The following is a 24608-nucleotide window of genomic DNA, read 5'->3' on the forward strand; positions in this document are numbered from 1 at the left end:
GGCGGGGTGTCCGGCGGCCCATCGGGGATCTCCCCGATGTGCGGCTCGCTTGATATGTAGGAAATTTCCTACATATAGTGTCCGGCATGGACATCTCCTCGATCCTCACCGTGACCGTGCCCGTAACCGACCAGGAGCGCGCGCTCGCCTTCTACACCGGCGTCCTCGGCATGGAGGTCCGCACCGACAACCCGGCCCCCATGGGGCGCTGGCTGACCGTGGCCCCCAAGGGCGGCGAGACCGCGCTGCTGCTCGCCTCCTGGTTCCCGGACATGGCGCCGATCAGCGGGCTCGTGGTGGCCTCGCCCGGCCTGGACGAGCTCGCCGCCCGCCTGCGCGAGCACGGCGCCGACCACGAGGGCCCCACCGACGAGCCGTGGGGGCGGCAGCTCGTGTTCCGCGACCCCGACGGCAACGGGTTCGTGGTGGTGGCGGCGTGACGACCGACCACGTCTTCGCCGCCCTGGCCAGCCCGGCCAGACGCCGGCTGCTGCGCCTGCTGCTGGACGAGGGCGCGCAGCCGGCCGGGCGGCTGGCCGTGCGCTTCGACATGAGCCGGCCGAGCGTCTCGGAGCACCTGAAGGTCCTCAAGGACGCGGGCCTCGTGGCCGAGGCCCGCAAGGGACGCGAGCGGCACTACCGGCTGGAGGCGGGCCCGCTCATGGAGATCAGCGAGTGGCTCACGCCGTACGAGCGGTTCTGGCGTGAACGCCTGTCCGCCCTCAGCTCCCTGCTGGACGAGATGGACGACCTCGACCCGGACGACCAGCGCGACGCGCGGGGTCCGGACGGCTCCGACGACCTGAACGGAAGGAACGGTGAGCAACCCCATGTCTGACCGGACGCGACCCGGCACCGCCGACGTGGACGACGACCTGCGCTCCATCCACCTGGACCAGTTCCTCGCCCACCCGCCCGCCAAGGTGTGGCGGGCGATCACCGACCCGGCCCTGATGGCCCGCTGGCTCATGCCGAACGACTTCAAGCCCGTGGTGGGACACCGCTTCACCTACGTCACCAAGCCCATGGAGGCGGTCGGCTTCGACGGGGTCGTGGACTGCGAGGTGCTGGAGGTCGTACGGGAACGCCTGCTGCGCATCAGCTGGCGTGGCGGCCGGAACGCCGACTGGACGGTCACCTGGCGCCTGGAGCCGGAGGGCACGGGCACGCGGCTGTTCCTGGACCACGAGGGCTTCGACCCGGACGACGCGACGCAGCAGTTGTCGCGCCGCATCATGGGCAGCGGCTGGCGCTCGGGCCACTTCCGCGCGATCGCCACAATCCTGGACGAACTACCGGACTGACCCCGAAGAGCAAGGCCCTCACGATGGGGGCGCTACGCGCGACAAGCCTTCGGACAGCGCCCCCCAGGGGGCTCCGCCCCCTTCGACCCCCAAGGGCATGGCCCTCGCTCCGCTCGGACGTCCCGAGCGGGGCTTGCGCCCCGCACCCCCGACCGGGGCCTCCCGGCCCCGGACCCAGGGCCCTGCCCGGCTCACTCCTGCGACTTGAGATCCTCCAGACCGGCCGCGACCAGCATCGGCGTGAACTCCACGACGGCATGCGTGGCAACGCCGTTGAGGACGTACGGATCGATGGCGAGAAGGCGGTCGAGGTCCTCGGCGGGCATCCGGGGAACGAGGTGGACACCGCCGACCACAGGCACCTGGCGCCCGGCCACCAGCAGCAACCGTCGTGCGATGAGGTCGTTCAGCCAGTCGCCATGGGCTGGTCGCCACGGGTCGACTTCATTCAGCGGTGCCGTGTAGGTCACTGTGACAACGACCATGGGGGGACCGTAGGTGCAGCCGCCGTCACGTCAAGGTCGGCACGGCGCCGCAGTCGGCCCGTTCGACCGTGACGCCGGGCAGGTCCCCGGCCCACCGGCCGGTGATCTCGCCGAGCCGCGCGGCCCGCGGGGGAGTGCGGCCCAGGCCGATCGCGTGGCTGACCTGCCGCGAGCCGGTCTCGAACGGGCGCGGCCAGGCATGGACGTCCGGCACCCCGTACTCCTCCAGGGTGGCCAGCAGGTCCAGCATCCGCCCCCTGACGCGGCCGAGCGCCGCGTCCAGCTCCCCGGGGCGCTCGCCGCGCACGGTCACCACCGCCCAGGCCGCGTGACGGCGGTGGAGGGGCGGCGGGGTGGCCAGCCCGGCGGACCGGCCGTTCTCCGTGAGCTCCCAGCCCCGGTACAGCTCCTGGGTGAGCAGGTCCAGGAAGCCGGGGCTGACCTGGCGGGCGCAGTTGCGCTCGGGAGCGCTGGGCGTCATCACCACCACGGGGGCCGGTTCCGGAAGGGCGGTGGTGACGCCGAGGGCGATCGGGTCCCGCCAGTTCCAGGCAGCCCACATGCTGAAGAAGCGGCCCAGCAGGTCGTCGCCGGCGGGCAGGTCGCCGCTCTCGCGGACGGTGCGCGCGGCCATGACCGTCCAGGCCAGCCCGGGGAGCCCGCCGAACGGGGCGGAGTCCAGGCCGCGTGCCCGCGCCCAAGCCTTCACCCGCCTGGCGAGGCCGGCGAAGCGGGCGTTGTCGTGGTCGACGGCGGCGCGGATCGCGTCCGCGTCGCTGACCGCGCTCAGGGCGACCGCCGCCGCCTGGCCCAGCTCGGCGCGGCGGGCCACCGCCTGCCCGGGCGGGAGGGGGCCGGCGGGGACGACAGTGAGGTCCACGTCCAGCTCGCCCGTACGGAACCGGAGGCCCGGCACCCGGGCGCCCACCACGTGGCGCAGCCGGGCCGCGTCGGGCAAGGCCGCACGTACCCGGGCCTCGACCGCGGCCATGTCCGCGCCGCCGGGCAGTGCCGTCGTGGGGTCCAGGCCTGGTTCCCCGGGGAGAGCGGCCACCAGGTCCAGGTCCGCGTCCGGGAGCTCGCAGCCCATGCGCCTGGATCCGGCGAGGTGCACGATCCCCGGCGCCAGCGCCTCCTCCAGCCGCCGCGTCACGCGCGCCACCGAAGCCGCCAGGTCCGGCCGTCCCGTCTCCACGAGGTCGCCCGTCTCCACGAGGTCGCCCGTCTCCACGAGGTCGCCCTGCTCCACGAGGTCGCCCTCCGGCTCGGTGAGCCAGTGGATCTCGCCGGTGCCCAGGGCGATCCGGGCTCGGGGGCGCATGGGCTCGTCCGCGCGGCGCGACAGCATCACGAGCTCCCCGACCTTCGCCGTCATCCCGGGCAGGCGGATCGGGTCCGCGGTGCGGCCGAGCGTCAGGTGCGGGGTGAAGCCCTCGGGACGTCCCTCGCAGCGGGGGAAGCGACGTTCGAGCGCCTCTCGCAGCCGGGCCCAGGGGGCGGGGTCATCGGCGGCCGGGTCGAGCCAGGCCGTCACGTGGTCGCGATGCCGGAACGCGCGCACCCCCTCCATCCTGGCGACGAACGGCTCGACCTCGGCGGCCGCCGCGGCCAGCAACGGCGCCGCCGCCTCGAACTCCGACTCCGGCACGAAGCCGAAGACCAGGTTCACGTGCGGCGGCCACCGGTCGATCTGCGGATCGTGCGCGCGGCGGACGTCCTGGATCGGCGGCCACAGCTCCCGCGGCGGTACCCACGCCACCGCCGTCCGCGCCGTCGGCGGCACGTCGAGCACCCCACCGGCCGCGTCACCGTGGACAGCGTCACCGAACAGGTCGAGGACGGCCTCCACCCCGTAGTGGTCGGAGATGAACAACCCCTCGGCGGTGGGCGTGTCGCCGAGCAGGGCCGCCGACACCACCCGCGGCCGGCCCCGGAGCAGCACCCGGTCCAGGCGGGCCGCGCGGCCCGTTCGGGAGGCGAGCGCCGCCAGCGGGTTGACGGTCGGGTCGAACGTGGCAGTCTGATCGGATCCGTGCGCCTCCGTCCAGGCGTCGCGGAGGCCGAGCGCGGACGCCGGAGTGTCCGTCCCGTCGTTGAAGTCGCCCACCAGGACCAGATCACCGTCCACGCCCGCCAGGCCCTCGGCGATCCCGGCCAGCTCGGCCCGCCGCCTGCCCGCGCCGTCGCTGGAATGGTCGCTGGTCAGGTGGGTGACGGCGACGACGAGCGGGCCGCCTGCGGTGTCCACGGCGACGGCGGCCACCGACTTGTGCGGGCCAAGCTCGTGCCGGGCCGCCTCCCGGACGGGCAGCCGGCTCAGCAGCAGCAGGCCGCTGTCCTCGACATCGGCACCGTACGGGTCGGTGCCGAGGGTGTAGCCGGCCCGTACCCACGGGGCGGCCAGCAGCATCGACAGCAGCGCGGGCTCGACCTCCTGGAGGGCGATGACGTCCGCGTCGGCCTCGGCCAGGGCCGCGAGGAGGAGGGGGCGGCGGCGGGCGGTCTCGACGCGGTCGCTGTCGTAGCGGTCCCAGAGCGTGTTCCACGTCAGCACACGCGCGGCCGCACGCCCGGCGTGCGCACCCCCCGAGCCTCCCAAGCCCAGCGCGCGTCCCGCACCACCCGAGCCTCCCGCACCCTGCGCGCGTCCCGCACCCCCCGAGCCTCCCGATCCCTTCTGCCCAGCGGGTACGTCCCCCGCGGAGGGGCGCCATCCGCGGGCCGCGTCCCAGACGTGCGGGGTCCTGGCCGTGAAGAACGGCGGCCGCAGGCGGCGCGGGTCGCGGACCCGGCCCGCCTCGCAGGTGTCGACCCGGTCCAGGCCCGTGGCGCGGTCCCAGACCCGCTCGCCGTCCGCCTCGACGAACAGCACCCGGTGCCACGGGATGTCGCCCCCCGGGGTGAAGGCGGGCAGCGGGACCCGCTTGGGCTCGGCGTCGCGCTGCCCGACTCCCAGGACGAAACGGGACGGGTCGAACCGCGGATCCCAGCGGACCCGATGGTAGATCTCCTCGCTGGTACGCATCACGCCTCCCCCTCCAGGCTGCCGTCCACGTCGCCGACGGTCCCGTCCGCCCCGACGTACCAGGTGCGATGGGCCTGACCGGGGTAGGGCGGGACGAAGCGGCGCGCCTGCGCGGCCAGCACGCGCGGGCACCGGATGGGCGCGGCGGGCGTTGCGCCGGTGCAGCTCGTCCTCCTCCACCAGCGTGACCGCGTACGTCGTCAGCGCGTCGCGGCGGCGCGCCACGGCGCGGACCACGGAACGCTGGTGCTGGTTGAGCGAGGTGGCGTCCCACACCACGGCGCCGCCGGCCGCCAGGGCGGCGTCGAGCCGGTCCAGCGCCTCGCCGAGCACCTCCCGGTTGGCCCGCTGGTCGGCCCGCGAGCCCCGCGCCTCGCGCAGGTCGTCCAGCGACAGGTACGCGTCGATCCCCGGCAGACCGGTCCCGAACGTGCTCTTCCCGCTGCCCGACGGCCCGACCAGGTGCACCAGCCGGGGGAACCGGCCGGACCGCCACCGCCAGGTCGCCGCCACGGCCTCCTCGACCGTGGAGACCCGCCCCCTCGCCCAGGCGTCGCGCGCCTCCGCCCAGCACCGGTCGGCCGCCTCCGCGCCGAGGCCGGCCAGCGCCTCGCGCAGACCGGCCCGCAGCGGCTCCAGCGGGCCCGGCCCGAGCATCCCGGCCTCCTCGGCGTGCAGGGCCGACCATGCGACCTGCTCACGCGCCTGGACCGCCTCGTCGTCAGCGCGCCCGGCCGGAACGGCGGCCGCCACGGCGTGCAGCACGCCCAGATCGGCGGCCGGCGCCATGCGCGCGAGCCCGGCACGCCGTTCCTCGTCCGGGTACGGCCGGTGCAGCGCGCCGTGCAGCCCGACGAGGTCGGCGATCCGCCGCGCCGCCCGCATGCCCAGCGGTCCCGCCAGCCGGGCCGCGACCCGGGCCCGTGGCATGGTGTGCAGCGTGGCGGCCAGCACGCCCGACAGGCGGGCGTCCCCGTCCCGGCCGATCGCGTCCAGCCGAGCCGCCACCTCCGCCACCACCGCCTCCACGGCCCCCGCGTCGGCCTCCACGGCCCCCGCGTCGGCGTGGGAGAGGCCCACCGCGGCCAGCAGGGCGCCCACGTCGGGATCAGCGCCCGAGCGCACCGCCCACAGCGCCGCCCGCGGGCCGAGCGCGTTGGGCACGACGGCGGCGTGCATCCAGTGCGTGCCGGTCCGTACGTGCTCCCGGCGCACCCACTTGGCCACCCGCCCCGCGAACTCCTCCCGCCCGAACCCCTCGGCGGTCCGCACCACGTAGCCCTCGTGCCGCTCCACGTCCAGCCGCAACGCCCGCAGGGCCCGCTCGTCGAAGACGCCCCGCCACAGCACCGGCGGGACCGGGACGCCGAGCCCGCGCAGGAAGGCGACGGTGCGGTCCCAGTCCAGGCACCGCTCGCCGTCCCAGACCGAGAACCCGTAGAACCAGCTCTCCAGCCCCTGGTACGCGATGGAGTGACGGGCGTACAGGTTCTCGCCGCACACCCGCCACCCCGCCGGGATCCGCCCGCCGATCCGCCCCTGCAGGCCCTTGACCCACGCCCGCGAGGGATGGTGCGCCGAGTCCAGCGACCGGGCGTGCAGCCCGTCCGCGTACAGGGTGGTGTTCTCCCCGTCGAGCTTCTCCGTGACCACGACCTCGCGCCCGCGCAGCCCGGACAGATCTCCTGCGCGGACGTCGTCCGAGGTCACGCCAGGGGACCAGGGCAGGTGAGGGGTACGCGGATAGTGCACGCGCATGATCCCTCCCCTCGGCGGGAGTCACTGTACAAGCGGCGCGACGGCGCCTCCATCGAATAACCCGGCAGCCTCGGGCCTCACCGGTTGTAGAGCCTGCGTGCCCACAGATAACTGACCAGGGCGATGCCCGCGCTCCACCCAGCCGCCTCCAGAAAACCGGCTCCGGCCGGACGCCCGGCCAGCAGCGCGCGCAGCGTCTCGATGACCGGGGTGGCCGGCTGGTGCTCGGCGAACCACCGCAGACCAGCCGGCATCGACTCGGTCGGGACGAAGCCGCTGCCGAGGAACGGCAGCAGCATCAGCGGCATCGGCAGGTTGCTGGCCGTGGCCACGTTCCTGGTGACCAGGGCGAGCGCGACCGACAGCCAGGTGATCGCGAAGGTGAACATGGCCAGCACCCCGACCACGCCGAGCCAGCCCGGCACCGAGGCCGACGGGCGGAACCCGATCAGCAACGCCACCACCGTCACCATGGCGATCGCGAGGAACGTCTGCACCATCGCCCCGAGTACGTGCCCGGTGAGCACCGAGACGCGGGCGATGGCCATGGTCTTGAACCTGGCGATGATGCCCTCGGTCATGTCGGTCGCCACCGAGATCGCGGTCCCCTGCGCGGCCCCGGCGATCGTCGTGATCATGATGCCGGGAGTGAGGTAACCGACGTAGGCGGCGCGGCCGGCGCCGATGCCCGCGCCCATGGTGCCGCCGAGGACGTAGACGAACAGCAGCAGGAACACCACGGGCACGGCCGCGAACGTGACGATCAGCGTGGGGTGGCGCCAGATGTGCTTGACCTGGCGCCGCAGCATCGTCGCCGAGTCGGTGATCGCTCTCATCGGGAGGGCTCCTGGGTCGAGGGTGCCTTGGTCGAGGGCTCCTGGCGCGAGGGCTCCTGGGTCAGGGTGAGGAAGACGTCGTCCAGGTCGGGGGTGCGCACCGACAGCTCGGCGACGTCGATGGCCTGCCTGTCCAGCCACTCCAGGAGCTTCCTCAGCGTCCTGACTCCGCCGGAGTCGGGGATCTCGACGGTGAGCGCCGCGTCGTCGCTGGAGGTGGCGCCGACGTGCCCGGCCGCCCTGCGGTACCCGCCGGGGTCGGCGAAGCGCACGACGATGTGGCGGCCGGGGACCATGCGCTTGAGCTCCTCGGGGGTGCCCTCGGCCACCAGCCGGCCCTGGCTGAGCAGCGCGATGCGGTCGGCGAGTTCGTCGGCCTCCTCCAGGTACTGGGTGGTCAGGAAGATGGTCACGCCGTCCTGCCGGACGAGGTCGCGGACGATCTGCCACATGGTGCGGCGGCTGCGCGGGTCCAGGCCCGTGGTCGGTTCGTCGAGGAAGATGAGCCTGGGCGTGCCGACCATGGTCATGGCGAGGTCGAGCCGGCGGCGCATGCCGCCCGAGTAGGTGACCGCGGGCTTGCGCGCGGCGTCGGTGAGGTCGAAGCGCTCCAGCAGGTCGCGGACGCGCCGGCGGCCCTCGGCGCGGCCGAGGTGGAGTAGGTCGGCCATGAGCCGCAGGTTCTCCTCGCCGGTGAGGAAGCTGTCGACCGCGGAGAACTGGCCGGTGACGCCGATGGCGGCACGCACCTGGTCGGGTTCCTCGGCCGGGTCGTGCCCGGCGACCCGGATCTCGCCCGCGTCGGCCTTGATCAGGGTGGACAGGATCTGCACGGTGGTGGTCTTGCCCGCGCCGTTGGGGCCGAGCAGCGAGAAGACGGTGCCCTGCGCGATGGTGAGGTCGATGCCGTCCAGGACGCGGTGGGCGCCGTAGGACTTGCGCAGCCCTCTCACCGAGACGAAGCCTCGCACCGCGTTCACGCCCGATCCCAGGTGACGGGCAGGCTGTGCACGCCGTACACCTGCGAGGGGTCGGCGCGCAGCGACAGCTCTTCAGCCGGTACGGCCAGCCGCAGCGACGGGAAGCGGGTGAGCAGCGCGGGAAACGCGACGCGCATCTCGATGCGGGCAAGCTGCTGACCGAGGCACTGATGGGCGCCGTGGCCGAAAGCCAGGTGCCCGGCGGCCGAGCGGCGCAGATCGAGCGCGTCGGGGTCGGAGAACCGGGCCGGGTCCCTGTTGGCGGCGTTGATCGCGATGACGACCGTGTCGCCCGCCCTGAGCTGCCTGCCGCCGAGCTCCACGTCCTCCAGCACGCCGCGCATACCGATGGCGGCGACGGACAGATAACGCAGCAGCTCCTCCACGGCGCCGGCGGCCAGGTCGGGGTCGCCGCGCAGGGCGGTGAGCTGGGCCGGGTTGCGCAGCAGGGCGAAGGTGCCGAGCGCGAGCATGTTGGCGGTGGTGTCGAGCCCGGCGCCGAGCAGGAACGCGGCCACGCCGCCGAGCTCCTCGTCGGTCAGGTCGCCGCCGGTGGCCAGGTCGCTGAGCAGGTCGTCGGTCGGCTCGGCCCGCTTGGCGAGCGCGAGCTCCCGCAGGTAGGCGCCGAGCTCGACGAAGGCGGCGTACTGCGCCTCGGCGGTCCCGGGGTCCGACAGGGCCTGGGTGAAGCTCTGGAACTGGTCGCGGTCCTCGTACGGCACGCCGAGCAGCTCACAGATCATCAGCGCCGGAACCGGCTGCGCGAAGACCTCGACGAGGTCGGCGGGCGGCCCCTGCCGCTCCATCGCGTCGAGCCGGTCACGGGTGATCTCGGTGACCCGCTCGGTGAGCAGGTTCATCCTGCGGACGGTGAACTTGCCCGCCAGCAGCTTGCGGAAGCGGGTGTGCCGGGGTGCGTCCATGCCGGTCAGGTCGCCGACGGGGGCGGGCGGCAGGTGCCCGCCCGCCAGGGGGTGGTAGTGGGTCTCGTAGCGGGAGCTGAAGCGCGGGTCGGCGAGGATCTGGCGGACCAGCTCGTACCCGGTGATCATCCAGACGCCGGGGGCGCCTTCGGGCGCGGCCAGGCGGGCGATCGGCTGCTCCGCGCGCAGGGCGGTGAGCGCAGGGGCGGGATCGAAGGGGCAGTCGGGGGAGCGGTCGAGGGACGGAGTGACCGGCTCGTCGCGATAGTACGTGTTCGACATGGTTGAAAGCTACGTTGCATTTAAAAATGCTGTCAATCAATCGATCGGCATAAATGCAGGTAAACAGCAAGATATTGATGCGTTGGCGGTGAAGCTGAATGCAATGAAACGTTGCATTGAGTGGTGTCGAACGCAATAGTGGTGTCATGTCAGAAGGAAGGTTGACCCTGCAGGACCGCCGGCGCATCGCGACCGGCCTCGCCGACGGCCGCTCCTACGCCGAGATCGCCAGGCGGCTGGACCGGCCGACCTCGACGATCAGCCGTGAGGTCGGCCGCAACGGCGGCCCCGGCGACTACCGTCCCGAGCGGGCGCACCAGGCGGCGGTGCGGCGGGCGCGGCGCGGCACCCCGTCCCGTTCGCCCGAGGCCGAACCCCGAAAGGGCGAGGTCTTGGAGGTGGAAGAGGAAGCCGTCGAGTTGGCGGTCGGGATGGGCCTGCCGCGCATCGTGGCGCGCGTGCTCATCGGCGTGTGGCTGAGCGAGGACGGCAGGCTCACCGCGGCCGAGCTGTCGCGCGGGCTGAACGTCAGTCCCGCCTCGATCTCCATGGCGGTGGGCTACCTGACCCAGCAGGGGCTGATCAGGCGCGAACGTGATCCGCGACGACGGCGCGACATCTACGTGCTCGACGACGACACCTGGTACCGCTCGACGGTGATCAGCGCGCGGCAGACGCTCGCGGCGGCGGAGATCACGAAGGCGGCGGGGGAGACGCTCGGGCTCGACACGCCCGTGGGACGCCGCCTGGCCAGGGGCGGTGCGTTCCTGGAGCGGATCAGCCTGGACGTTCTGGCGTCGGCCGAACGCTGGCGCGACCTCCCGCCATGCGGTGTCGAGATGCACGCTCCGGGCAAGCCCTGAGTAGTAGAGCGCCCGGGGGAGCAGATCTTCGATGACCGAGCAGCACAGACAGACCGGCGGGGGACGCCGCATGATCGGCGACTTCGCTCCGAAGCTCGCCGAGCTCACCGACGATGTCCTGTTCGAGGACGTGTGGAATCGCACGGAGCTGGCCGCCCGTGACCGCAGCCTGATCACCGTCGCCGCCCTGGTGGCCGGCGGTGACACCGATCAGCTCCGCTTCCACCTCGGACGCGCGATGGAGAACGGCGTCACCGAGACCGAGCTCGTCGAGGCGATCACCCATCTCGCCTTCTACGTGGGCTGGCCGAAGGCCATGACGGCGATCACGACCGCGAAGCAGGTCTTCTCGGCCTGAGCGGCGGGGGAGGAGCCGCCCGGACGCCGATGAACGGAGCTCCGGCGAACGGAACTCCGGCGAACGGAAGGAGACACGCCCATGCGAGGAGCACTCACGCACGCCGCCGGCGACGCCCGACCCGAAGGGACGACCCACGCTCCCCCGGGAGTCGTGGCGTGCGCCAGAGCCTTGGCGCGCATGGAAGAGGCGGTGGGATCGTGAGCCGGATCCTGGTGACCGGTTCCGCCGACGGCCTCGGGCGCGCCGCGGCGGACGCGCTCCTGTCCGCGGGACACGACGTCGTGGCGCACGCGCGCAACGCCGAGCGCGCGGCGAGCCTCGACCCGCTGGTCGGCCGAGGGGCGGACGTCGTGGTGGGCGACTTCACGGAGCGCGACGCCGTCCGGCGCATCGCCGCGGAACTGAACGACGGGCAGCCGCTCGACGCGGTCATCCACAACGCCGGCGTGTACAGCGGACCGGCGGTCATGCCGGTCAACATCATCGCCCCGTACCTGATCACGGCTCTGCTCCGCGGGCCGCGCCGGCTGGTGTACCTGAGCAGCGGCTCGCATTTCGACGGGCATCCCGCGCTCGACGGGGTCGACTGGCGGGGCGGGAGCGCGGGCTCGTACGCCGACAGCAAGCTGTTCGTCACCACGCTCGCGGCCGCGGTGGCGCGCCTGCGTCCCGAGGTGCTGAGCAACGCCGTGGATCCCGGCTGGGTGCCGACGAGGATGGGTGGACCGGACGCGCCGGACGATCTGGAGCTCGGCCATCGTACGCAGGAGTGGCTCGCGTCGAGCGACGAACCCGAGGCTCTGACCACCGGCGGGTACTGGTACCACGGCGAACGGCAGGAGCCGCACCCCGCGGTCCACGACGAGGCGTTCCAGGACCGCCTCGTGCGGACGCTGGCCGAGGAGACGGGCACCGCCCTGTGAGCAGGGAACGCGTGTCACCAGGACGTGCTGCTGCGGCGCGTACGAGCAGGCGGCCGCGGTTCCGTGCGGCCGGCGATCAGCACCTCGGTGACCAGGTCCTGTTCCCACCGCCCCGCCGGGTTGCCGGCGAGCAGCGCCTCCCGGAACGCCACGACGAAGGCGCCCAGCCGATCACCGAGCACGGCGGGTGAGCTGTAGGAGTAGGAGAGCTGGAGCCCGACCAGCCCGTCCACGTCCCAGACCAGCCGCCGCGCGAACGTCCGCGACTCCAGGCGGCGGAACGGGGAGGCGGCCAACAGGTCGTGGTGGGGCTCGCCGGTGGCGTGGAAGGAGGCGGCCGCCGCGTCTATGTCGAGGCCGAAGTCCGCGCAGACCCGCCGTTCGATCGCCTGCCACGGCTGGGCGTCCGGCTGCCACGGCTCGCCGGGTCGCCCGGCCGGGCCGAGCAGCGCCACCGTGCCGCCGGGCGGCAGCAGCTCGTCCAGCTCCGCCAGCACCGCCGCGCGGTCCATCCAGTGGAACGACCGCCCCATCACCACGTGGTCGAACGGCGGCAGCGCGCGCAGCGTGGTCGAGTCACCGCGCAGCCACCTGACGGCGGGGACGCCGGCCGCCAGCCGCCGGCCTTCCGCCAGCATCTCCTCGGCCGGGTCCACGGCGAGCACCGCCCTCACCCGCCTGGCGAGCGGGATCGCGATCGTCCCCGGGCCGCAGCCCAGGTCCAGCACCTGGCTGTCCGCGCCGAGCGTGCGGGCCAGGAACGCGATCGCCGCCTTCCCGTACCCGGGACGGTAGCGGGCGTAGTACGGCGCGGCGCCGCCGAACAGCTCCTCCACGCACAGGCACTCTAGACCGAACCCAGGCTCCCCGCCCGGCCGAACCTCCCCATGGCGACGGCCGGATCCCGCGGCGCGCGACTCGCCGGCGCGGCGGAGGAACGCGGCCGCATCCGCATGCCCGGCGGAGGTCCGGTCGTCAGGTGCGGGCGTCGCGCAGCGGCCGGCCCGCGTCGTGCAGGTGGCGCAGGGCCTGCCCCCATGACGCGAGCAGCCCGCACTCGGTGTACTCGACGCCCAGCGAGCGGCAGTAGTCGCGCACGATGGGCCGCGCCTTGCGCAGGTTCGCGCTGGGCATGCCGGGGAACAGGTGGTGCTCGATCTGGTAGTTGAGGCCGCCGAGCGCGACGTCCATGAGGCGTCCGCCGCTGACGTTCCTGGAGGTCAGCACCTGGCGGCGGAGGAAGTCCAGCTCGTCCTGCGCCGTCAGCACCGGCATGCCCTTGTGGTTGGGCGCGAACGTGCAGCCCAGGTACACGCCGTAGCAGGCCTGGTGAACGGCCAGGAAGGCCAGCGCCTTGCCGGGCGGCAGCACCACGAACAGCGCACCGGCGTAGAGCAGGACGTGCGCGACGAGCAGCAGTCCCTCGGCCGGGCGGTTCTTCAGCGTGGGGCGGCGCAGCGCGCGGAAGCTCGACACCTTCAGGTTGACGCCCTCCAGCGTGAGCAGCGGGAAGAACAGCCACGCCTGCCGGCGTCCGATCAGGCGCGGCAGCCCGCGCGCGGCCTCGGCCTGCTTCCGCGACCAGATGAGGACGTCCGGCGCGACGTCGGGATCACGGTCCTCGTGGTTGGGGTTGGCGTGGTGGCGGGTGTGCTTGTCCATCCACCAGCCGTAGCTCAGGCCGACGGCCAGGTTGCCGACCAGCAGCCCCGCGATCCTGTCGACGCGGCGCGAACGGGAGATCTGGCCGTGCGCGAGGTCGTGGGCCAGCAGCGTCACCTGGGCGAAGGCCACCGCGAGCAGCACCGCCACCGGCATCTGCCACCAGGAGTCGCCCACCACGGCGAACGCCGCCCAGGTCCCCGCGAACAGGGCCGCGACCAGCCCGATCCGGACCGCGTAGAAGCCGGGCCGCCGCTCCAGCAGCCCCGCCTCCGCGACGCGGCGTGACAACCTCGCGAAGTCGCTGCCCCGCTGCGGGCGGGACGCCTCCACCACAGTCACATCTGTCTCCGATGCTGATGAATTCGGTCATGCGTGATCGCTTTTCAGCATCGCGAGAGGCGGACGGTGCGCGTACCCCGCTGGCACCCGTTCCTCCGGTGGGGCCAGCCCTACCATCGACGCCGCCAGGGGGGCCAGAGCCCCGCGTCACACCGGGGGCGGGCCGATCGGCAGGCCGGCATCACCCAGGATGCGCCGTGCGGTCTCCTCCCACGAGACGTCGAGATAGCAGAGCCTCGTCGTGCCGAGACGGTCGCGCCGCAGCGCCTCCAGCATGGGGCCGTACCGGCTCGCGGCGAGGATCCCCTCGAGGATCACATGGTGACCGGCGGACCCGGAGTTGCCGCGGATGACGACGAGGACAGTGCCGGGGGAGCCGGTGCGCATCCGCGCAGGCTACCGGGCCGCGTCCGTCTCCGGTCGCGGATGGGTTCGAGACGGGGCGCGGCGGTCAGCCGCGGACCACGATGACCGGCGCCCGCGCGTGGTGCAGGACCGCGTGGGCCGTGCCGCCGAGGGTCGGCAGCGCCCTCGTCGCGCCGTGCGCGGCCCCCACGATCACGAGGTCGGCCTCGGCCGAGGCGGCGGCCAGCGCCTTGCCCGGATGCCCGCGCACCACCTGCGCGCTGAGCTCCACGTCCGGGAACCTCTCGGCCGTCCGGACCAGGAACTCCGCCAGCCGCTGCGCCTCGTCCCGCCCCGTCGCCTCGGCGTCGAAGACCACGGGCTCCACGGTCCAGGGCTCGACCGTGCCGGGGTGCGTCCAGGCGTGGACGGCGCGCAGGACGGATCCGCGCAGCACCGCCTCCCGGAACGCGTACTCCAGCACGGCGTCCTCGCCCGCCAGCCCCGACACGCCCACGACGACGACCCCGTGCCGGGCAGCGGGTGCGCCGGCCGGCGTCTCGCGGACGACCGCCACGGGACGCGGCGCGCGGCTGGCCACGTGCCGGCTCACGGAGCCGAGCAGCAGCTCGGCGAACCCGCCGCGGCCCCTGCTCCCCACCACCACGAGTTGCGCGGCCTCGGCGGCCTGGACGAGCGCGTCCCCCGGCCGGTCCCCGACCACGTCCGTGCTGACCTCCAGCCTCGGCCTCCTCGACCGGATCTCGGCCGCGACCTGCGTGAGCTGCTCGCGCGCGGCCTTGTCCGCCTCGATCTCCCAGCCGGAGGGCTCGGGGACCAGCAGGACGTCGGGTGACCAGCGCGTCATGGCGTGGAGGACGCGCAGCGGCGCGTCCCGGACGGCCGCCTCCTCCTCCGCCCAGGTCAGGGCCTGCCGCGAGGACTGCGATCCGTCGAACCCGACGACGATCGGCTCTGTCATGGTCGTCACCTCACCCGCTCCCGCGACCCCCGTCGCGCCGGAGCCCTGTCATGGGTATCGCCGTTTCGCCCCCGTCGAATCCCCACGTCAAGGCCATGGCTCCGCTCGGACGACCTGAGCGGGGCTCGCGCCCCGCACCCGCGGCGAGGGACTGCCGTGGTGCGCGGCCGCCCGGTCGAGGATCATCGAAGTCCTCTCCGGCCGACAGCCGGCGGAGACGGAAGCGGAAAGGAGCCGACACGCCGATGAGACCCGGCTTCGGTGGACGCCACCCCGAACTGGCCCGCCTCCTGGAGGTCGACGCGCCGGTCGAGAGCCACGAGGTCGCGTGGGCCGGCGGGCGGCTGCCGCTCCGCGTCGGCGCCCACACCTCCGACGCGGAGGTGCCCCTCGAACTGGTCACGTCGGTGCGCTGCATCGTCGAGGTCGGTGACTCGATCGTCTTCTGCGAGAACAGCGACGGCTCGCACCCGTGGCCCGGCGGGCGGCGGCAGGCGGCCGAGTCGTACACGGACACCGTCGTGCGCGAGGTGCACGAGGAGACCGGCTGGTGGATCGACCGCGCCAGTGTCCGGCGCATGGGCTGGCTCCACCTGACGCACCTGCTGCCCCAGCCGCCCGACCCCGCGACCCCGTACCCGGACTTCCTGCAGATCGTCTGCCGGGCGAAGGCCTCCGGACGGGAGGGCGGTCCGGAGGCGGCGTGGGTCGACACCGAGGGGTACGAGCTGTCCTCCCGCCTGGTCACCGTCGAGGAGGCGTTGAGGCAGACGTCGACGGACCTGCTGGCGCCGGTGTTCCTCAGGGTGCTGCGGGACGGGACCGGCCGTCCGTAGCGGAGCAACGCTCCAGCAGGTCGCGGATGAGCGCGGCCACCTCGTCGGGCGTGAACTCCATCGCGTTCTCGCCGACCGTCACCTCGAAGCCGCAGCGCGACGGCTCGGGCCCGGACCGCACCCGTCCCCAGAGCTGGACGCCGTGCTCGGCGAGGATGGCGGCCCCGGCCCGCTCGACGGCCGCCTTGGGGGCGGGCAGGTGGATGTGGAAGATCGGCGTCTGCGGCGGATCGGGGTGGGCGCGCGCGACGCCGTCGGCGTTGACGGCGGCGGCGATGGCGATCGCGTGGTCCCGGAAGGCGGCCATGCGGGGCGGCAGCGTGTCGAGCCCGACGAGGGCGGCCAGGGCGAGCGGCCAGGCGTCCGCCATGCCGCCGCCGAGCCGCTGCCGCCACACCGCGGCGGCGCGCACCGTGTCCGTGTCCGCGGCGAGCACGGCGCCGCGCACGCCCTGCAGGCTCTTGTAGAGCGAGACGTACACCGAGTCGAACAGGCCGGCGATCTGGTCGAAGGGCCGCCGGTAGTACGTCTGCGCCTCCCAGAGCCGGGCGCCGTCCAGGTGCGACGCGGCGCCGGACGCCCGGACGAGCGCGACCTGACCGCACAGGTCGTCCCATTCCGGGAGCAGACCGCCGAGGTCGCGCTGCGGCAGTTCCCACAGGACGGCCGCGAGGGGCTCGCCGATCGCCGCGAGGTCCCGTGCCGTCATCAGCTCGAAGGGGTCCCCGGTGCGGTGGAACCGCAGGCCGTGGACGGCGTTGTAGCCCTGTTCCTCCCACACGTCCAGGTGCGACTGCGGATGGGCGGCGAAGGTGCGGCGTCCGCGCGCGTCGGCGTGGACGCGGAGCGCGGCCTGCTGCGCCATCGTCCCGCTCGGGAAGAAGAGCGCGCTCTCCTTGCCCAGCAGGTCGGCCAGCCGGCGCTCCAGCACCGCCACGGGGCCGTCGGGGCCGTCCGGCGGGGTGTCCTCGTCCACCAGGCGGAGCATCTGCTCCAGCATCGCGCGCGGCCTGCGCCGCAGGGGCGCGTGAAGGAACAACGACCGCCGCACGGGTGTGCTGCTGTCGGACATGGACACCAACTCCGCCGTTATCGCGACAATACGCAAGAGCATTTCATGGCCGTAAGGCGCGCGCATCCAGGGCGCTCTCGTCTCCCCGCGTACAGCGCCCGAGAGGCCGCCCGCGCCGCCTTCGCCGTCCGCGGAAGCGTGCGGGTCAGGAGCAGCGGCGGACCGTGACCTTGCCCGTCCTGGTCGTCGTGCAGGTCCTGGCCGTCGGGACCGGGACCGTCGTCCGGATGGCCGGGCGGCCGGAGAGGCGATCGGAAGGCCGGGTGGACGGGCGAGTGGACGGGTGAGTGGACGGGTGGGTGGACGGGCGCCCGGAGGGAGTCGGGTCCGCCTCCACGGTGTCGTCCCGCGGTCGCAACGCGACGACGCCGCCCTTGCCGCCGCTGCGCCGCCCCCGGAACCACTCGGACGAACGAGGCAGGTGGAAGGACCCGCCCGCGGCCCGCCCGCCCACGGCGGGGACCTGGCGGGACAGCAGGAGGTAGTACCAGGCGTGGTCGACGGCGTCGCGGCAACGGTCGTCCGCGACCCGGACGCGGGTGCGTTTCCGTACGCAGATCCGGACGCGCTGCCGGTCGTCGAGGAACGTGCCGTCATCACCGCGCACCCGCAAGGGGATGGTGGCGGGCTCGACCCACGTGCCGTGCGCCACCTTCTTCCCGACGGCGGCCCAGCGCACACTCGCCGGGACGTAGTACCACGCGTAGCCGGGCGTCGCGTCGTCGCACGGTTGGTACGTGGCCCTGACCAGGGAGACCTTCTTGACGCAGAGCTCGACGCGGGCAGAGTCCTGCCGCCGGTCCGCCTTCGGCCGGTGCGTGGTGGGCGCGGCCTGGACGGGCCGGCGCGCCGGAGAGGTGCCCGCGCAGCCCGTGGCCGAGAGGAGCGCGGTCAGCCCGAGCGAGACGACACGTAAGACGGTTACCGACAAGGGGCCTCGCTTCCGGATATTTCGGCGCATCGCTGGATGAAAGAACGACGGCGCCCGGAAACGAGTTCCCCACGGACAGCGGCGGCGTAGTCCTCGCCCGCTTCGGCTTCGGCACCTTCGGCCGTCCTCACGCACCGACGGCCCGCAGCGCAGGCCCTCAGCCCGGCAAGCTCCCCTCAGCCCGGCAAGCTCCCCTCAGCCCGGCAAGCCCCCGGGCAAGCCTCTCAGGCGCCGCACGCGCACGCCATGGTGACCATGACCCCCCGGTCGCGGTCGACGTGCTGCACCGAGCCGTTGCCCAGGCAGTAGCGGCAGGCGAAGGCGGCGGCGACCATCGGGTCCAGCCACCGCGGGTCCTCCCACACCGGCGGCGGGCCGTCCGGCGGCTCGGGCCGCCGCCCGGGGTCGGCGTCGCCGGTCACCCAGCCGCGCCCCCGGCAGACCACGCAGGCCAGGAACAGCCGGCCGAGCCGCTGCACCTTGCGGCCCTCACACTCGGGGCAGGCGTCCGGTCCCGTCATCGCGCCCTCCCGGTCCGGTCCTCGTCTCTCTCGCCCATGCCGGAACCGTAACCGGACGAGCGCGGACCGTGGGGGCGTTCAGGAGGATCCGCTGCCCGTGAGGCCGAATCGGCCGGCGAATTCGGACATCTGCTCGCACTGCTCGTCCAGGTCGAGGGAGGCCGGTGAGACGACGACGCGGGTCACGCCGGCCGCCGCCAGCTCCTCGGCCCGCTCGTGCGTCATGTCGATCGTCCCCCACCGGGTGTGGTCGAGCGCGTCCGGGTCGCGGCCGGCCTCGGCGGCGGCGGAGCGGACGAGCTCCCACTGGGCGGCGCGCTGGGCCGCGTCCAGCCTGCCGCCGGGGAACCAGCCCTCGCCGCGCCGCCCGGCCCGGCGCGCCGCCGCGTCGCTCGACCCGCCGACGTGGATCGGCAGCCCCGCGTCCCCGACCGGCTTGGGGAAGCTGCACAGGTCCTCGAAGGCGAAGAACTCGCCGCTGTACGAGACGCCCTCCTCCCCGCCCGCCCACAGCAGCCGCAGCACGTCGATCGCCTCGTCCGCGCGCCGCCCCCGGGTGGCGAAGTCGACGCCCACGGCCCGGGCCTCGCCCGGCAGCGCGCCGACGCCCACGGTCAGCAGCCGCATCCTGCCCTTGGACAGCAGGTCGATGGTGGCCAGCCGCTTGGCCAGGGTCACCGGATGGTGGTACGGCAGCAGCAGCACGGCGGTCCCCAGCAGGAGCCGCCGGGTGGCCGCGGCGACGAACGTCAGCGTGTCGAGCGGGTCGGCGTAGGGCAGCGACGTCGGGATCTCCCAGGGGCCGAGCCTGGCGCCGCGGTACAGCACGACGTGCTCCGGCACGTACAGCGCCTCGAAGCCGCACGCCTCGGCGTGCCGGGCGAACGCCGCGATCGCGTCGGGGTCCACCCCGCAGTGGGGGGTGCTGTAGCTGATGGCGTACTTCATGGGGCATTCCTCTGGGGTGGACCGGCCGTTGACGACGGCGACAGGTTAGGACCCTGTCACCGGCGTCAAGGCAAGCGCCCTCCAGCGGAAGGCCGGGATGCGGGGGGACGGGAGGCGGGGTCAGACGTCGAGCGGCACGGCGTGGATCTCGTCGGCCGGGTGGCCGGCCCGCTCGTGGATGCGCTGCACCGCCTCGGCGCTGGGCGCCTCCGACAGGCAGTAGACGACGCCCGTGTCGGGGTCGGCCCAGGCGTGCTCGAAGGTCACCCTCTCCTCACCCTGGATCGCGAGATCGGCGTCGTGCGCCTGCTGCAGTTGGTCGGCGGTGATGCCGACCATGCCGTGATGGACGTCGATGAACTTGCTCATGGGTCCTCCTCGGGCCATCTCCACCCAGCGTAAGACGGACATAAGCCCCTAAACACCCAATCCAGCCCCAAAGTGGTCACAGCGAACGGCCTGCCGGCGCGGTCCCCGCCTCAGTCGAACAGGTCCGGGTCGGAGCGGACGATCTGGTCGTACAGCGGCTGGAAGTTGATCCAGCCGACCAGGTCGTTGCCGACCTGCCCGTGGGTGAGCTTGGCCTGCTCGTGCTCGATGCGCACGGTCGGGCCCGCGGCCTTGGCCAGCAGTTGCGCCTGGCACGAGCGCTCCATCGTGATGAACCACCACGCGGCGGCGTCCACCGAGTCGCCCACGGTCAGCAGGCCGTGGTTGCGCAGGATGACGGCCTTGTACGAGCCGAGCGCCCGGGCGATGCGCCTGCCCTCCTCGACCTCCACCACCACACCGGTGTAGTCGTCGAACAGGCCGTGGTCCTCGTAGAAGGCGCAGGCGTCCTGCGTGAGCGGCTCCAGCCTGACGCCGAGCGAGGACAGCGCCTTGCCGTGGACCGAGTGGGAGTGGGCGGCGGCGACCACCTCGGGCCGGGCCTGGTGCACCATCGAGTGGATCGCGAAGGCGGCCTGGTTGACGTGGTAGGAGCCGTGGACCACCTGGCCCTCGTGGTTGACCAGGATGAGGTCGCTCACCCTGATGTGCTTGAAGCTCATGCCGAACGGGTTGACCCAGAAGTGGTCGGTGTGCTCGGGGTCGCGGGCGGTGATGTGCCCGGCCACCCCCTCCTCGAAGCCGAACCGGCCGAACAGGCGCAGCGCGGCCACCAGCCGCTCCTGGCGGTGGCGGCGCTCGTCCGCCACGTCGTCGAACTTCTGCGGTAACCGGAACGTCAGCCGGTCGGTGGGGATCGGCTCCAGGTTCATCGTGCCTCCAGCTCTGAGGGGACGCGTCCCGTCCGCGGTACGGGGGACGCCGGACCCCGTCAAGGGTGTCGCCCGCGCCCGCCCGGAGCAAGCGTCCGGGCGGGCACGGGACGGCTGCCCCGCCGGAAGCGGCCCGAGGCGGGCGGCCCCGAGACGGGCGGCGGGGCGGGCGGGGGTCAGTGGTGGACGGCCGGGGGCTGGTGCGGCGCGCCGTGGGCGGCGTGCTGGGCCGTGGACAGCAGCATGGCGCCCGCGGCGATGGCCGTCATCAGCACGAGCCAGCCGGCCGCCCGCCCCACGCGGACCCCGGCCGTGACCAGCGGCCAGGAGGTGGCGCCCCACCAGCGGTGGCCCGCCAGCCGGCGCATCTCCGTGGCGGCGAAGGCGAAGTCGAGGGACAGGCCGCGGTCGTCGGCGCGCCGGCCGAGCTCCGCGTACAGGGTGGCGAGCCAGCCGGCCCGCAGGTCGGCGGCGTCGCGCGGCTCGCCGGGCACGGGGGAAGGGCCGGACTCCTCCAGGCCGGGGCCGCCGCGTAAGGCCCGTTCGTCGGCCAGGACGCTGCGCCGCGAGAACCAGCGCAGCATCGGCCGCCGCATGCTCACCCGCACGCCGCGCCCGGTGAGCGCGAACCGGCAGTCCTTCAGCCGCACCCCCGCCGGGTGCGCCAGCCCGGCGAAGCGGCAGGCCGACAGGTCCAGCCCGTACAGCGCGAGGCTGCGGGCGTCCACGTGCCGCAGCGAGGTGAGCGCCGCGCCGCCGCGGCCCGTCACCGTCGCCGGGCCGCGCAGCACCGCGCCCTCCAGATCGGCGTGCGAGCCGGTCAGCCGCAGCGTGGTCGCCCCGGCGACGTCCACCCGCCGCAGGTCCACCCCGCAGCCGGTGACCGACACGTCGAGCGAGGCGTCGGAGCGGGCGCGGGCGGCCGACAGGCGGCCGGTGGCCGACAGGTAGGCGTTGGCGGCGAAGTGCGCGGCGTCGAACCCGGCGGCGCCGACGACCTTGCGGAACGACAGCGTCCGCCCGAACCGGGCGCCCCGGAAGGTCGCGCCGTCGCCGAGCCGCGCGCCGTCGAAGGTGGCGTACCCGTCGAACCTGGCCCGCTCGCACGACAGGCCGCGCCCGAACGACGCCTGGCTGAACAGCGCGTCGCGCGCCATGACGGCCCGGTCCAGCGACACGTGGCCGCGCACGGTCACGCCGTGCATCGACAGCTCGCGGGAGAAGCGGGCGTCGGCGAGGGACAGGTTGCCCTCGAAGCGGGCGCCGAAGAACGACGCGAGACGGTCGAACACGGCGCCGTCGAGCGACACGTCCCCGGCGAAGGTGACGCCGGACAGGCGCACGTCACCGGTGAACCGGACCCGATCGAGGCGGGCCCGGCCGGGCCGGGCGCCGGTGGCCTCGATCAGCCGGGAGAGCAGGTCGCCGCCGACGACCGTCCCGCGCAGGTCGAGCAGGCGGCCGGGGGCCATCTCGCCGATCGCGGCGGCGAGCTGGTCGGGGGGCAGATGCGCCAGGCAGAGGTTGTACGGCCGGCGTGCGATGCCCGTGCAGGCAGCAGAGTGCGCGCAGGTGACCCAGTCCATGGAGTCGTCATACCCCGGCCGCCCACGTGTCAAGATTTACTAATTTCATCCTCTCTCCACATTTATGTCGAAATATGCAAGCGCTGTCCCTCTAAAGTGCGGGTCATGCGCGTTTTACCCCGGGCCACTCTCGCCGCCCTCGGCGCGGCCGTCCTGTCCGCCGTCCTGGCCGTCCCGGCCGTGGCGGCGTCCCCCGCACCCGCCACGCCGGACGCCCCGGCCGCGCGGGAAGCCGCGGCCGCCTCCTGCGACACTCCCGCCACCCACCGGATCTCGCAGGTCCAGGGCAGCGGCGACGCCACCCCGCTCGCCGGGCAGACCGTCCGCGTCGAAGGCGTCGTCACGGGCGACTTCCAGCGCTCCGACCAGCTCAGCGGTTTCTTCCTGCAGGACCCGAGGCCCGACTCCGACCCGGCCACCTCCGAGGGACTGTTCGCCTTCGCCCGCGACACGTTCAAGGACGTCAAGCCCGGCGACCGGGTGCTGGTCACCGGCAAGGCCGTCGAGTTCAACGGCTGGACCGAGCTGTCCCCGGTGACCGCCGTGGACGTCTGCGGCACCGGGACCGTGCCCGCCCTGCCGTCCACGCTGCCCGGCGACGGGCTGGAGCGCGTCGAGAACATGCTGCTCACGTTCCCGCAGCCGCTCACCGTCACCGACCACTACAACCTCGGCCGCTTCGGCGAGGTCACCGTCTCGGCCGGTGGCCGGCTCTTCCAGCCCACCGACCGCCCCGGCGTGGACCCCGGCGAGCAGCGCGCCCGCACGCTGCTCGTCGACGACGGCTCCACCCGGCAGAACCCCGCCACGCTGCCGCCCGTCGTACGCACCGGCCAGGTGGCCGTCGGGCTCACCGGCGTCCTCGGCTACGGCTTCGACACCTACCGGCTCCAGCCCACCAGGCCCGTCGCCTACCTCGACGCCAACCCCCGGCTGCCCAAGCCGTTCCCGGTGATCGGCAACGTCAAGGTCGCCTCGTTCAACACGCTCAACTGGTTCACCACCGTCGGCTCCCGCGGCGCGACGAACGCGGAGGAGCAGCGGCGCCAGCTCGCCAAGCTAGTGGCGGCGCTCAAGGGCATCGACGCCGACGCCGTCGCCCTCATGGAGGTCGAGAACAACGGCCAGACGGCCCTCCAGACGCTCGTGGACGCCGTCAACGCCGAGGTCGGCGCGGGCACGTACGCGGCGCTGACCCACCCGTACCCGGGCACCGACGCCATCCAGGTCGGCCTGATCTACAAGCCCGCCCGGCTGGAGCCCGTCGGCGAGCCGCGCGCCGCGCAGGACCCGGTGTTCAGCCGGCCGCCGCTCATCCAGACGTTCCGCCGCGCGGGCGGCGGCCAGCCGTTCACCATGGTCGTCAACCACCTCAAGTCCAAGGGCAGCTGCCCCGCCGGTGACGGCCCCGACGCCGACCAGGGCGACGGGCAGGGCTGCTGGAACGCCACCCGCGTCAAGCAGGCGCAGGCCCTGCTCGGGCTCGTCGAGGACCTGCCGAACCCGCTCGTCCTCGGCGACCTCAACGCCTACGGCGAGGAGGACCCGATCGACACGCTGGAGGCGGGCGGCCTGACCAGCCTCACCAAGCGGTTCGTGCCGGCGCCGCTGCGCTACAGCTACCTGTTCGACGGGATGTCCGGCGAGCTCGACCACGCCCTCGCCGGCCGGCAGCTCCTCAAGCGGGTCACCAGCACCACGATCTGGCACATCAACGCCGACGAGCCCCGCATCCTCGACTACAACACCGAGTTCAACCCGCCGGACCTCTACCGGCCGGACGCCTACCGCTCCTCCGACCACGATCCCGTCGTGATCGGCCTCACCCTGCCCGGCGGCAAGGGGTAGAAAAGGGGGAGGCGTACGACGGACGCGGGCCCCGCCACCTGAGACGTGGCGGGGCCCGCGCGCGTGCGAGGCTGGAATGACGGAGGACGGGTAGGAGTTCCTATCCGTCGACAGCTTCAACGACGAGCGAGGAGCCACTTGTGGCGACCATCGAGGTAACCGAGACCAACTTCAACGACATCGCCGACAAGGGGATCGTCCTGCTCGACTTCTGGGCCGAGTGGTGCGGCCCGTGCCGCATGTTCGGGCCGATCTTCGAGAAGGCGTCGCAGAAGCACGGCGACATCACCTTCGGCAAGATCGACACCGACGCGCAGCAGGCGCTCGCGCAGGGCTTCGACATCACGTCGATCCCGACGCTGATGGCGATCCGCGACGGCATCGTCGTCTACGCCCAGCCCGGCGCGATCCCCGAGCCCGCCCTGGAGGACCTCATCAGCCAGGTCCGCGCGCTCGACATGGACGCCATCCGCACCGAGCTGAGCGACGAGCTCAAGCAGGCCGAGCAGCACAACAACTGACCCGCCAAGCCC

The 24608-nt window shown here is 73.6% G+C and carries 26 protein-coding genes; 10 read left to right on the forward strand and 16 right to left on the reverse strand.

Features of this window, described 5'->3' with window-relative positions; all coding sequences use genetic code 11:
- Positions 1-86 precede the first annotated feature (86 nt).
- Genes HTZ77_RS21860 through HTZ77_RS21870 form a run of 3 tightly spaced genes read left to right on the forward strand, consistent with a single transcriptional unit; the run spans position 87 to position 1304 of the window.
- On the forward strand, positions 87-440 hold the full coding sequence (locus tag HTZ77_RS21860; RefSeq protein WP_175591507.1) for a VOC family protein: 354 nt from the start codon (positions 87-89) through the stop codon (positions 438-440).
- Complete coding sequence (locus HTZ77_RS21865) at positions 437-838, forward strand: ArsR/SmtB family transcription factor (protein WP_175591508.1); 402 nt, start codon at positions 437-439, stop codon at positions 836-838. The genes HTZ77_RS21860 and HTZ77_RS21865 overlap by 4 nt, the downstream gene beginning before the upstream one ends.
- Entirely contained in the window at positions 831-1304 is a 474-nt protein-coding gene (locus HTZ77_RS21870) for an SRPBCC family protein (protein ID WP_175591509.1), read from the forward strand. The genes HTZ77_RS21865 and HTZ77_RS21870 overlap by 8 nt, the downstream gene beginning before the upstream one ends.
- 191 nt (positions 1305-1495) lie before the next feature.
- Here HTZ77_RS21870 and HTZ77_RS21875 read toward each other — a convergent pair whose 3' ends face one another.
- The 5 genes from HTZ77_RS21875 to HTZ77_RS21900 form a co-directional block, all read right to left on the reverse strand.
- Entirely contained in the window at positions 1496-1789 is a 294-nt protein-coding gene (locus HTZ77_RS21875; RefSeq protein WP_175591510.1) for a YciI family protein, read from the reverse strand.
- Between the two features lie 25 nt (positions 1790-1814).
- Complete coding sequence (locus tag HTZ77_RS45370; protein WP_205303021.1) at positions 1815-6572, reverse strand: poly(A) polymerase; 4758 nt, start codon at positions 6570-6572, stop codon at positions 1815-1817.
- A gap of 77 nt (positions 6573-6649) precedes the next feature.
- Positions 6650-7408 carry an ABC transporter permease gene (locus HTZ77_RS21890; protein ID WP_175591512.1) on the reverse strand — a complete coding sequence of 253 codons (759 nt, stop codon included), beginning with the start codon at positions 7406-7408 and terminating at the stop codon, positions 6650-6652.
- Positions 7405-8388: an ATP-binding cassette domain-containing protein gene (locus HTZ77_RS21895; RefSeq protein WP_175591513.1), complete on the reverse strand. Its 984-nt coding sequence runs from the start codon at positions 8386-8388 to the stop codon at positions 7405-7407. Before HTZ77_RS21895 ends, HTZ77_RS21890 begins: the two co-directional genes overlap by 4 nt.
- The gene (locus tag HTZ77_RS21900; protein WP_175591514.1) at positions 8385-9593 is read right to left on the reverse strand and encodes a cytochrome P450; all 1209 of its coding nucleotides are present in this window, start codon (positions 9591-9593) and stop codon (positions 8385-8387) included. The genes HTZ77_RS21895 and HTZ77_RS21900 overlap by 4 nt, the downstream gene beginning before the upstream one ends.
- Between HTZ77_RS21900 and HTZ77_RS21905 the strand changes: the two genes are divergently transcribed.
- From HTZ77_RS21905 to HTZ77_RS21920, 4 genes are all read left to right on the forward strand, one after another.
- On the forward strand, positions 9592-9732 hold the full coding sequence (locus HTZ77_RS21905; RefSeq protein WP_175591515.1) for a hypothetical protein: 141 nt from the start codon (positions 9592-9594) through the stop codon (positions 9730-9732). The two genes, HTZ77_RS21900 and HTZ77_RS21905, sit on opposite strands and share 2 nt — an antisense overlap.
- Before the next feature lie 7 nt (positions 9733-9739).
- A complete protein-coding gene (locus HTZ77_RS21910) occupies positions 9740-10456 on the forward strand; it encodes a MarR family transcriptional regulator (protein WP_175591516.1) in 717 nt (238 codons plus the stop codon).
- A gap of 31 nt (positions 10457-10487) precedes the next feature.
- The gene (locus tag HTZ77_RS21915; RefSeq protein ID WP_175591517.1) at positions 10488-10814 is read left to right on the forward strand and encodes a carboxymuconolactone decarboxylase family protein; all 327 of its coding nucleotides are present in this window, start codon (positions 10488-10490) and stop codon (positions 10812-10814) included.
- Positions 10815-11014: 200 nt separating this feature from the next.
- Entirely contained in the window at positions 11015-11740 is a 726-nt protein-coding gene (locus HTZ77_RS21920) for an SDR family NAD(P)-dependent oxidoreductase (protein ID WP_175591518.1), read from the forward strand.
- A gap of 14 nt (positions 11741-11754) precedes the next feature.
- Here the strand turns inward: HTZ77_RS21920 and HTZ77_RS21925 are convergent, their stop codons facing one another.
- The 4 genes from HTZ77_RS21925 to HTZ77_RS21940 all read right to left on the reverse strand — a co-directional run bounded on the left by HTZ77_RS21925 (position 11755) and on the right by HTZ77_RS21940 (position 15071).
- Complete coding sequence (locus tag HTZ77_RS21925; protein ID WP_175591519.1) at positions 11755-12576, reverse strand: class I SAM-dependent methyltransferase; 822 nt, start codon at positions 12574-12576, stop codon at positions 11755-11757.
- A 139-nt stretch (positions 12577-12715) separates the two neighbouring features.
- Entirely contained in the window at positions 12716-13735 is a 1020-nt protein-coding gene (locus HTZ77_RS21930) for a fatty acid desaturase family protein (RefSeq protein ID WP_175591774.1), read from the reverse strand.
- 156 nt (positions 13736-13891) lie between these two features.
- A complete protein-coding gene (locus HTZ77_RS21935) occupies positions 13892-14131 on the reverse strand; it encodes a P-loop NTPase family protein (protein WP_175591520.1) in 240 nt (79 codons plus the stop codon).
- A 64-nt stretch (positions 14132-14195) separates the two neighbouring features.
- Positions 14196-15071 carry a universal stress protein gene (locus HTZ77_RS21940; RefSeq protein WP_175591521.1) on the reverse strand — a complete coding sequence of 292 codons (876 nt, stop codon included), beginning with the start codon at positions 15069-15071 and terminating at the stop codon, positions 14196-14198.
- A 245-nt stretch (positions 15072-15316) separates the two neighbouring features.
- On the opposite strand from HTZ77_RS21940, the gene HTZ77_RS21945 reads away from it, so the two are divergent.
- A complete protein-coding gene (locus HTZ77_RS21945; protein WP_175591522.1) occupies positions 15317-15907 on the forward strand; it encodes an NUDIX domain-containing protein in 591 nt (196 codons plus the stop codon).
- Here HTZ77_RS21945 and HTZ77_RS21950 read toward each other — a convergent pair.
- The 7 genes from HTZ77_RS21950 to HTZ77_RS21980 form a co-directional block, all read right to left on the reverse strand.
- Complete coding sequence (locus HTZ77_RS21950) at positions 15873-16979, reverse strand: threonine aldolase family protein (protein WP_205303023.1); 1107 nt, start codon at positions 16977-16979, stop codon at positions 15873-15875. The genes HTZ77_RS21945 and HTZ77_RS21950 overlap by 35 nt on opposite strands.
- A gap of 145 nt (positions 16980-17124) precedes the next feature.
- The gene (locus HTZ77_RS21955; protein ID WP_175591524.1) at positions 17125-17910 is read right to left on the reverse strand and encodes a hypothetical protein; all 786 of its coding nucleotides are present in this window, start codon (positions 17908-17910) and stop codon (positions 17125-17127) included.
- Between the two features lie 224 nt (positions 17911-18134).
- Positions 18135-18431, reverse strand: coding sequence for a hypothetical protein (locus tag HTZ77_RS21960; protein WP_175591525.1), 297 nt, complete (start codon positions 18429-18431; stop codon positions 18135-18137).
- Between the two features lie 78 nt (positions 18432-18509).
- Entirely contained in the window at positions 18510-19379 is an 870-nt protein-coding gene (locus HTZ77_RS21965) for a TIGR03619 family F420-dependent LLM class oxidoreductase (RefSeq protein WP_175591526.1), read from the reverse strand.
- 120 nt (positions 19380-19499) lie between these two features.
- Entirely contained in the window at positions 19500-19748 is a 249-nt protein-coding gene (locus HTZ77_RS21970) for an SCO4226 family nickel-binding protein (protein WP_175591527.1), read from the reverse strand.
- A gap of 110 nt (positions 19749-19858) precedes the next feature.
- Positions 19859-20641, reverse strand: a complete 783-nt coding sequence (locus HTZ77_RS21975; RefSeq protein WP_175591528.1) for a class II aldolase/adducin family protein — start codon at positions 20639-20641, stop codon at positions 19859-19861.
- Between the two features lie 176 nt (positions 20642-20817).
- Complete coding sequence (locus HTZ77_RS21980) at positions 20818-22227, reverse strand: pentapeptide repeat-containing protein (protein WP_175591529.1); 1410 nt, start codon at positions 22225-22227, stop codon at positions 20818-20820.
- 105 nt (positions 22228-22332) lie between these two features.
- Here HTZ77_RS21980 and HTZ77_RS21985 point away from each other — a divergent pair, with 105 nt between their 5' ends.
- Both HTZ77_RS21985 and trxA read left to right on the forward strand, forming a co-directional pair.
- Positions 22333-24075: an ExeM/NucH family extracellular endonuclease gene (locus tag HTZ77_RS21985; RefSeq protein ID WP_235994959.1), complete on the forward strand. Its 1743-nt coding sequence runs from the start codon at positions 22333-22335 to the stop codon at positions 24073-24075.
- A gap of 140 nt (positions 24076-24215) precedes the next feature.
- Positions 24216-24596 carry a thioredoxin gene (trxA, locus tag HTZ77_RS21990; RefSeq protein ID WP_175591531.1) on the forward strand — a complete coding sequence of 127 codons (381 nt, stop codon included), beginning with the start codon at positions 24216-24218 and terminating at the stop codon, positions 24594-24596.
- Positions 24597-24608: the final 12 nt, after the last annotated feature.

The organism is Nonomuraea montanisoli, assembly GCF_013363975.1.
Lineage (GTDB): Bacteria > Actinomycetota > Actinomycetes > Streptosporangiales > Streptosporangiaceae > Nonomuraea > Nonomuraea montanisoli.

What these genes read in the sequence shown, in the direction of transcription:
- HTZ77_RS21975 (WP_175591528.1), bottom strand. Translation starts at nt 20,641, where the DNA reads ATGAACCTGGAGCCGATCCCCACCGACCGGCTGACGTTCCGGTTACCG.
- HTZ77_RS21900 (WP_175591514.1), bottom strand. Translation starts at nt 9,593, where the DNA reads ATGTCGAACACGTACTATCGCGACGAGCCGGTCACTCCGTCCCTCGAC.
- HTZ77_RS21910 (WP_175591516.1), top strand. Translation starts at nt 9,740, where the DNA reads ATGTCAGAAGGAAGGTTGACCCTGCAGGACCGCCGGCGCATCGCGACC.
- HTZ77_RS21985 (WP_235994959.1), top strand. Translation starts at nt 22,333, where the DNA reads ATGCGCGTTTTACCCCGGGCCACTCTCGCCGCCCTCGGCGCGGCCGTC.
- HTZ77_RS21890 (WP_175591512.1), bottom strand. Translation starts at nt 7,408, where the DNA reads ATGAGAGCGATCACCGACTCGGCGACGATGCTGCGGCGCCAGGTCAAG.
- HTZ77_RS21950 (WP_205303023.1), bottom strand. Translation starts at nt 16,979, where the DNA reads ATGTCCGACAGCAGCACACCCGTGCGGCGGTCGTTGTTCCTTCACGCG.
- HTZ77_RS21935 (WP_175591520.1), bottom strand. Translation starts at nt 14,131, where the DNA reads ATGCGCACCGGCTCCCCCGGCACTGTCCTCGTCGTCATCCGCGGCAAC.
- HTZ77_RS21970 (WP_175591527.1), bottom strand. Translation starts at nt 19,748, where the DNA reads ATGAGCAAGTTCATCGACGTCCATCACGGCATGGTCGGCATCACCGCC.
- HTZ77_RS21875 (WP_175591510.1), bottom strand. Translation starts at nt 1,789, where the DNA reads ATGGTCGTTGTCACAGTGACCTACACGGCACCGCTGAATGAAGTCGAC.
- HTZ77_RS21905 (WP_175591515.1), top strand. Translation starts at nt 9,592, where the DNA reads ATGGTTGAAAGCTACGTTGCATTTAAAAATGCTGTCAATCAATCGATC.
- HTZ77_RS45370 (WP_205303021.1), bottom strand. Translation starts at nt 6,572, where the DNA reads ATGCGCGTGCACTATCCGCGTACCCCTCACCTGCCCTGGTCCCCTGGC.
- HTZ77_RS21980 (WP_175591529.1), bottom strand. Translation starts at nt 22,227, where the DNA reads ATGGACTGGGTCACCTGCGCGCACTCTGCTGCCTGCACGGGCATCGCA.
- HTZ77_RS21870 (WP_175591509.1), top strand. Translation starts at nt 831, where the DNA reads ATGTCTGACCGGACGCGACCCGGCACCGCCGACGTGGACGACGACCTG.
- HTZ77_RS21940 (WP_175591521.1), bottom strand. Translation starts at nt 15,071, where the DNA reads ATGACAGAGCCGATCGTCGTCGGGTTCGACGGATCGCAGTCCTCGCGG.
- HTZ77_RS21965 (WP_175591526.1), bottom strand. Translation starts at nt 19,379, where the DNA reads ATGAAGTACGCCATCAGCTACAGCACCCCCCACTGCGGGGTGGACCCC.
- HTZ77_RS21915 (WP_175591517.1), top strand. Translation starts at nt 10,488, where the DNA reads ATGACCGAGCAGCACAGACAGACCGGCGGGGGACGCCGCATGATCGGC.
- HTZ77_RS21860 (WP_175591507.1), top strand. Translation starts at nt 87, where the DNA reads ATGGACATCTCCTCGATCCTCACCGTGACCGTGCCCGTAACCGACCAG.
- HTZ77_RS21945 (WP_175591522.1), top strand. Translation starts at nt 15,317, where the DNA reads ATGAGACCCGGCTTCGGTGGACGCCACCCCGAACTGGCCCGCCTCCTG.
- HTZ77_RS21960 (WP_175591525.1), bottom strand. Translation starts at nt 18,431, where the DNA reads ATGACGGGACCGGACGCCTGCCCCGAGTGTGAGGGCCGCAAGGTGCAG.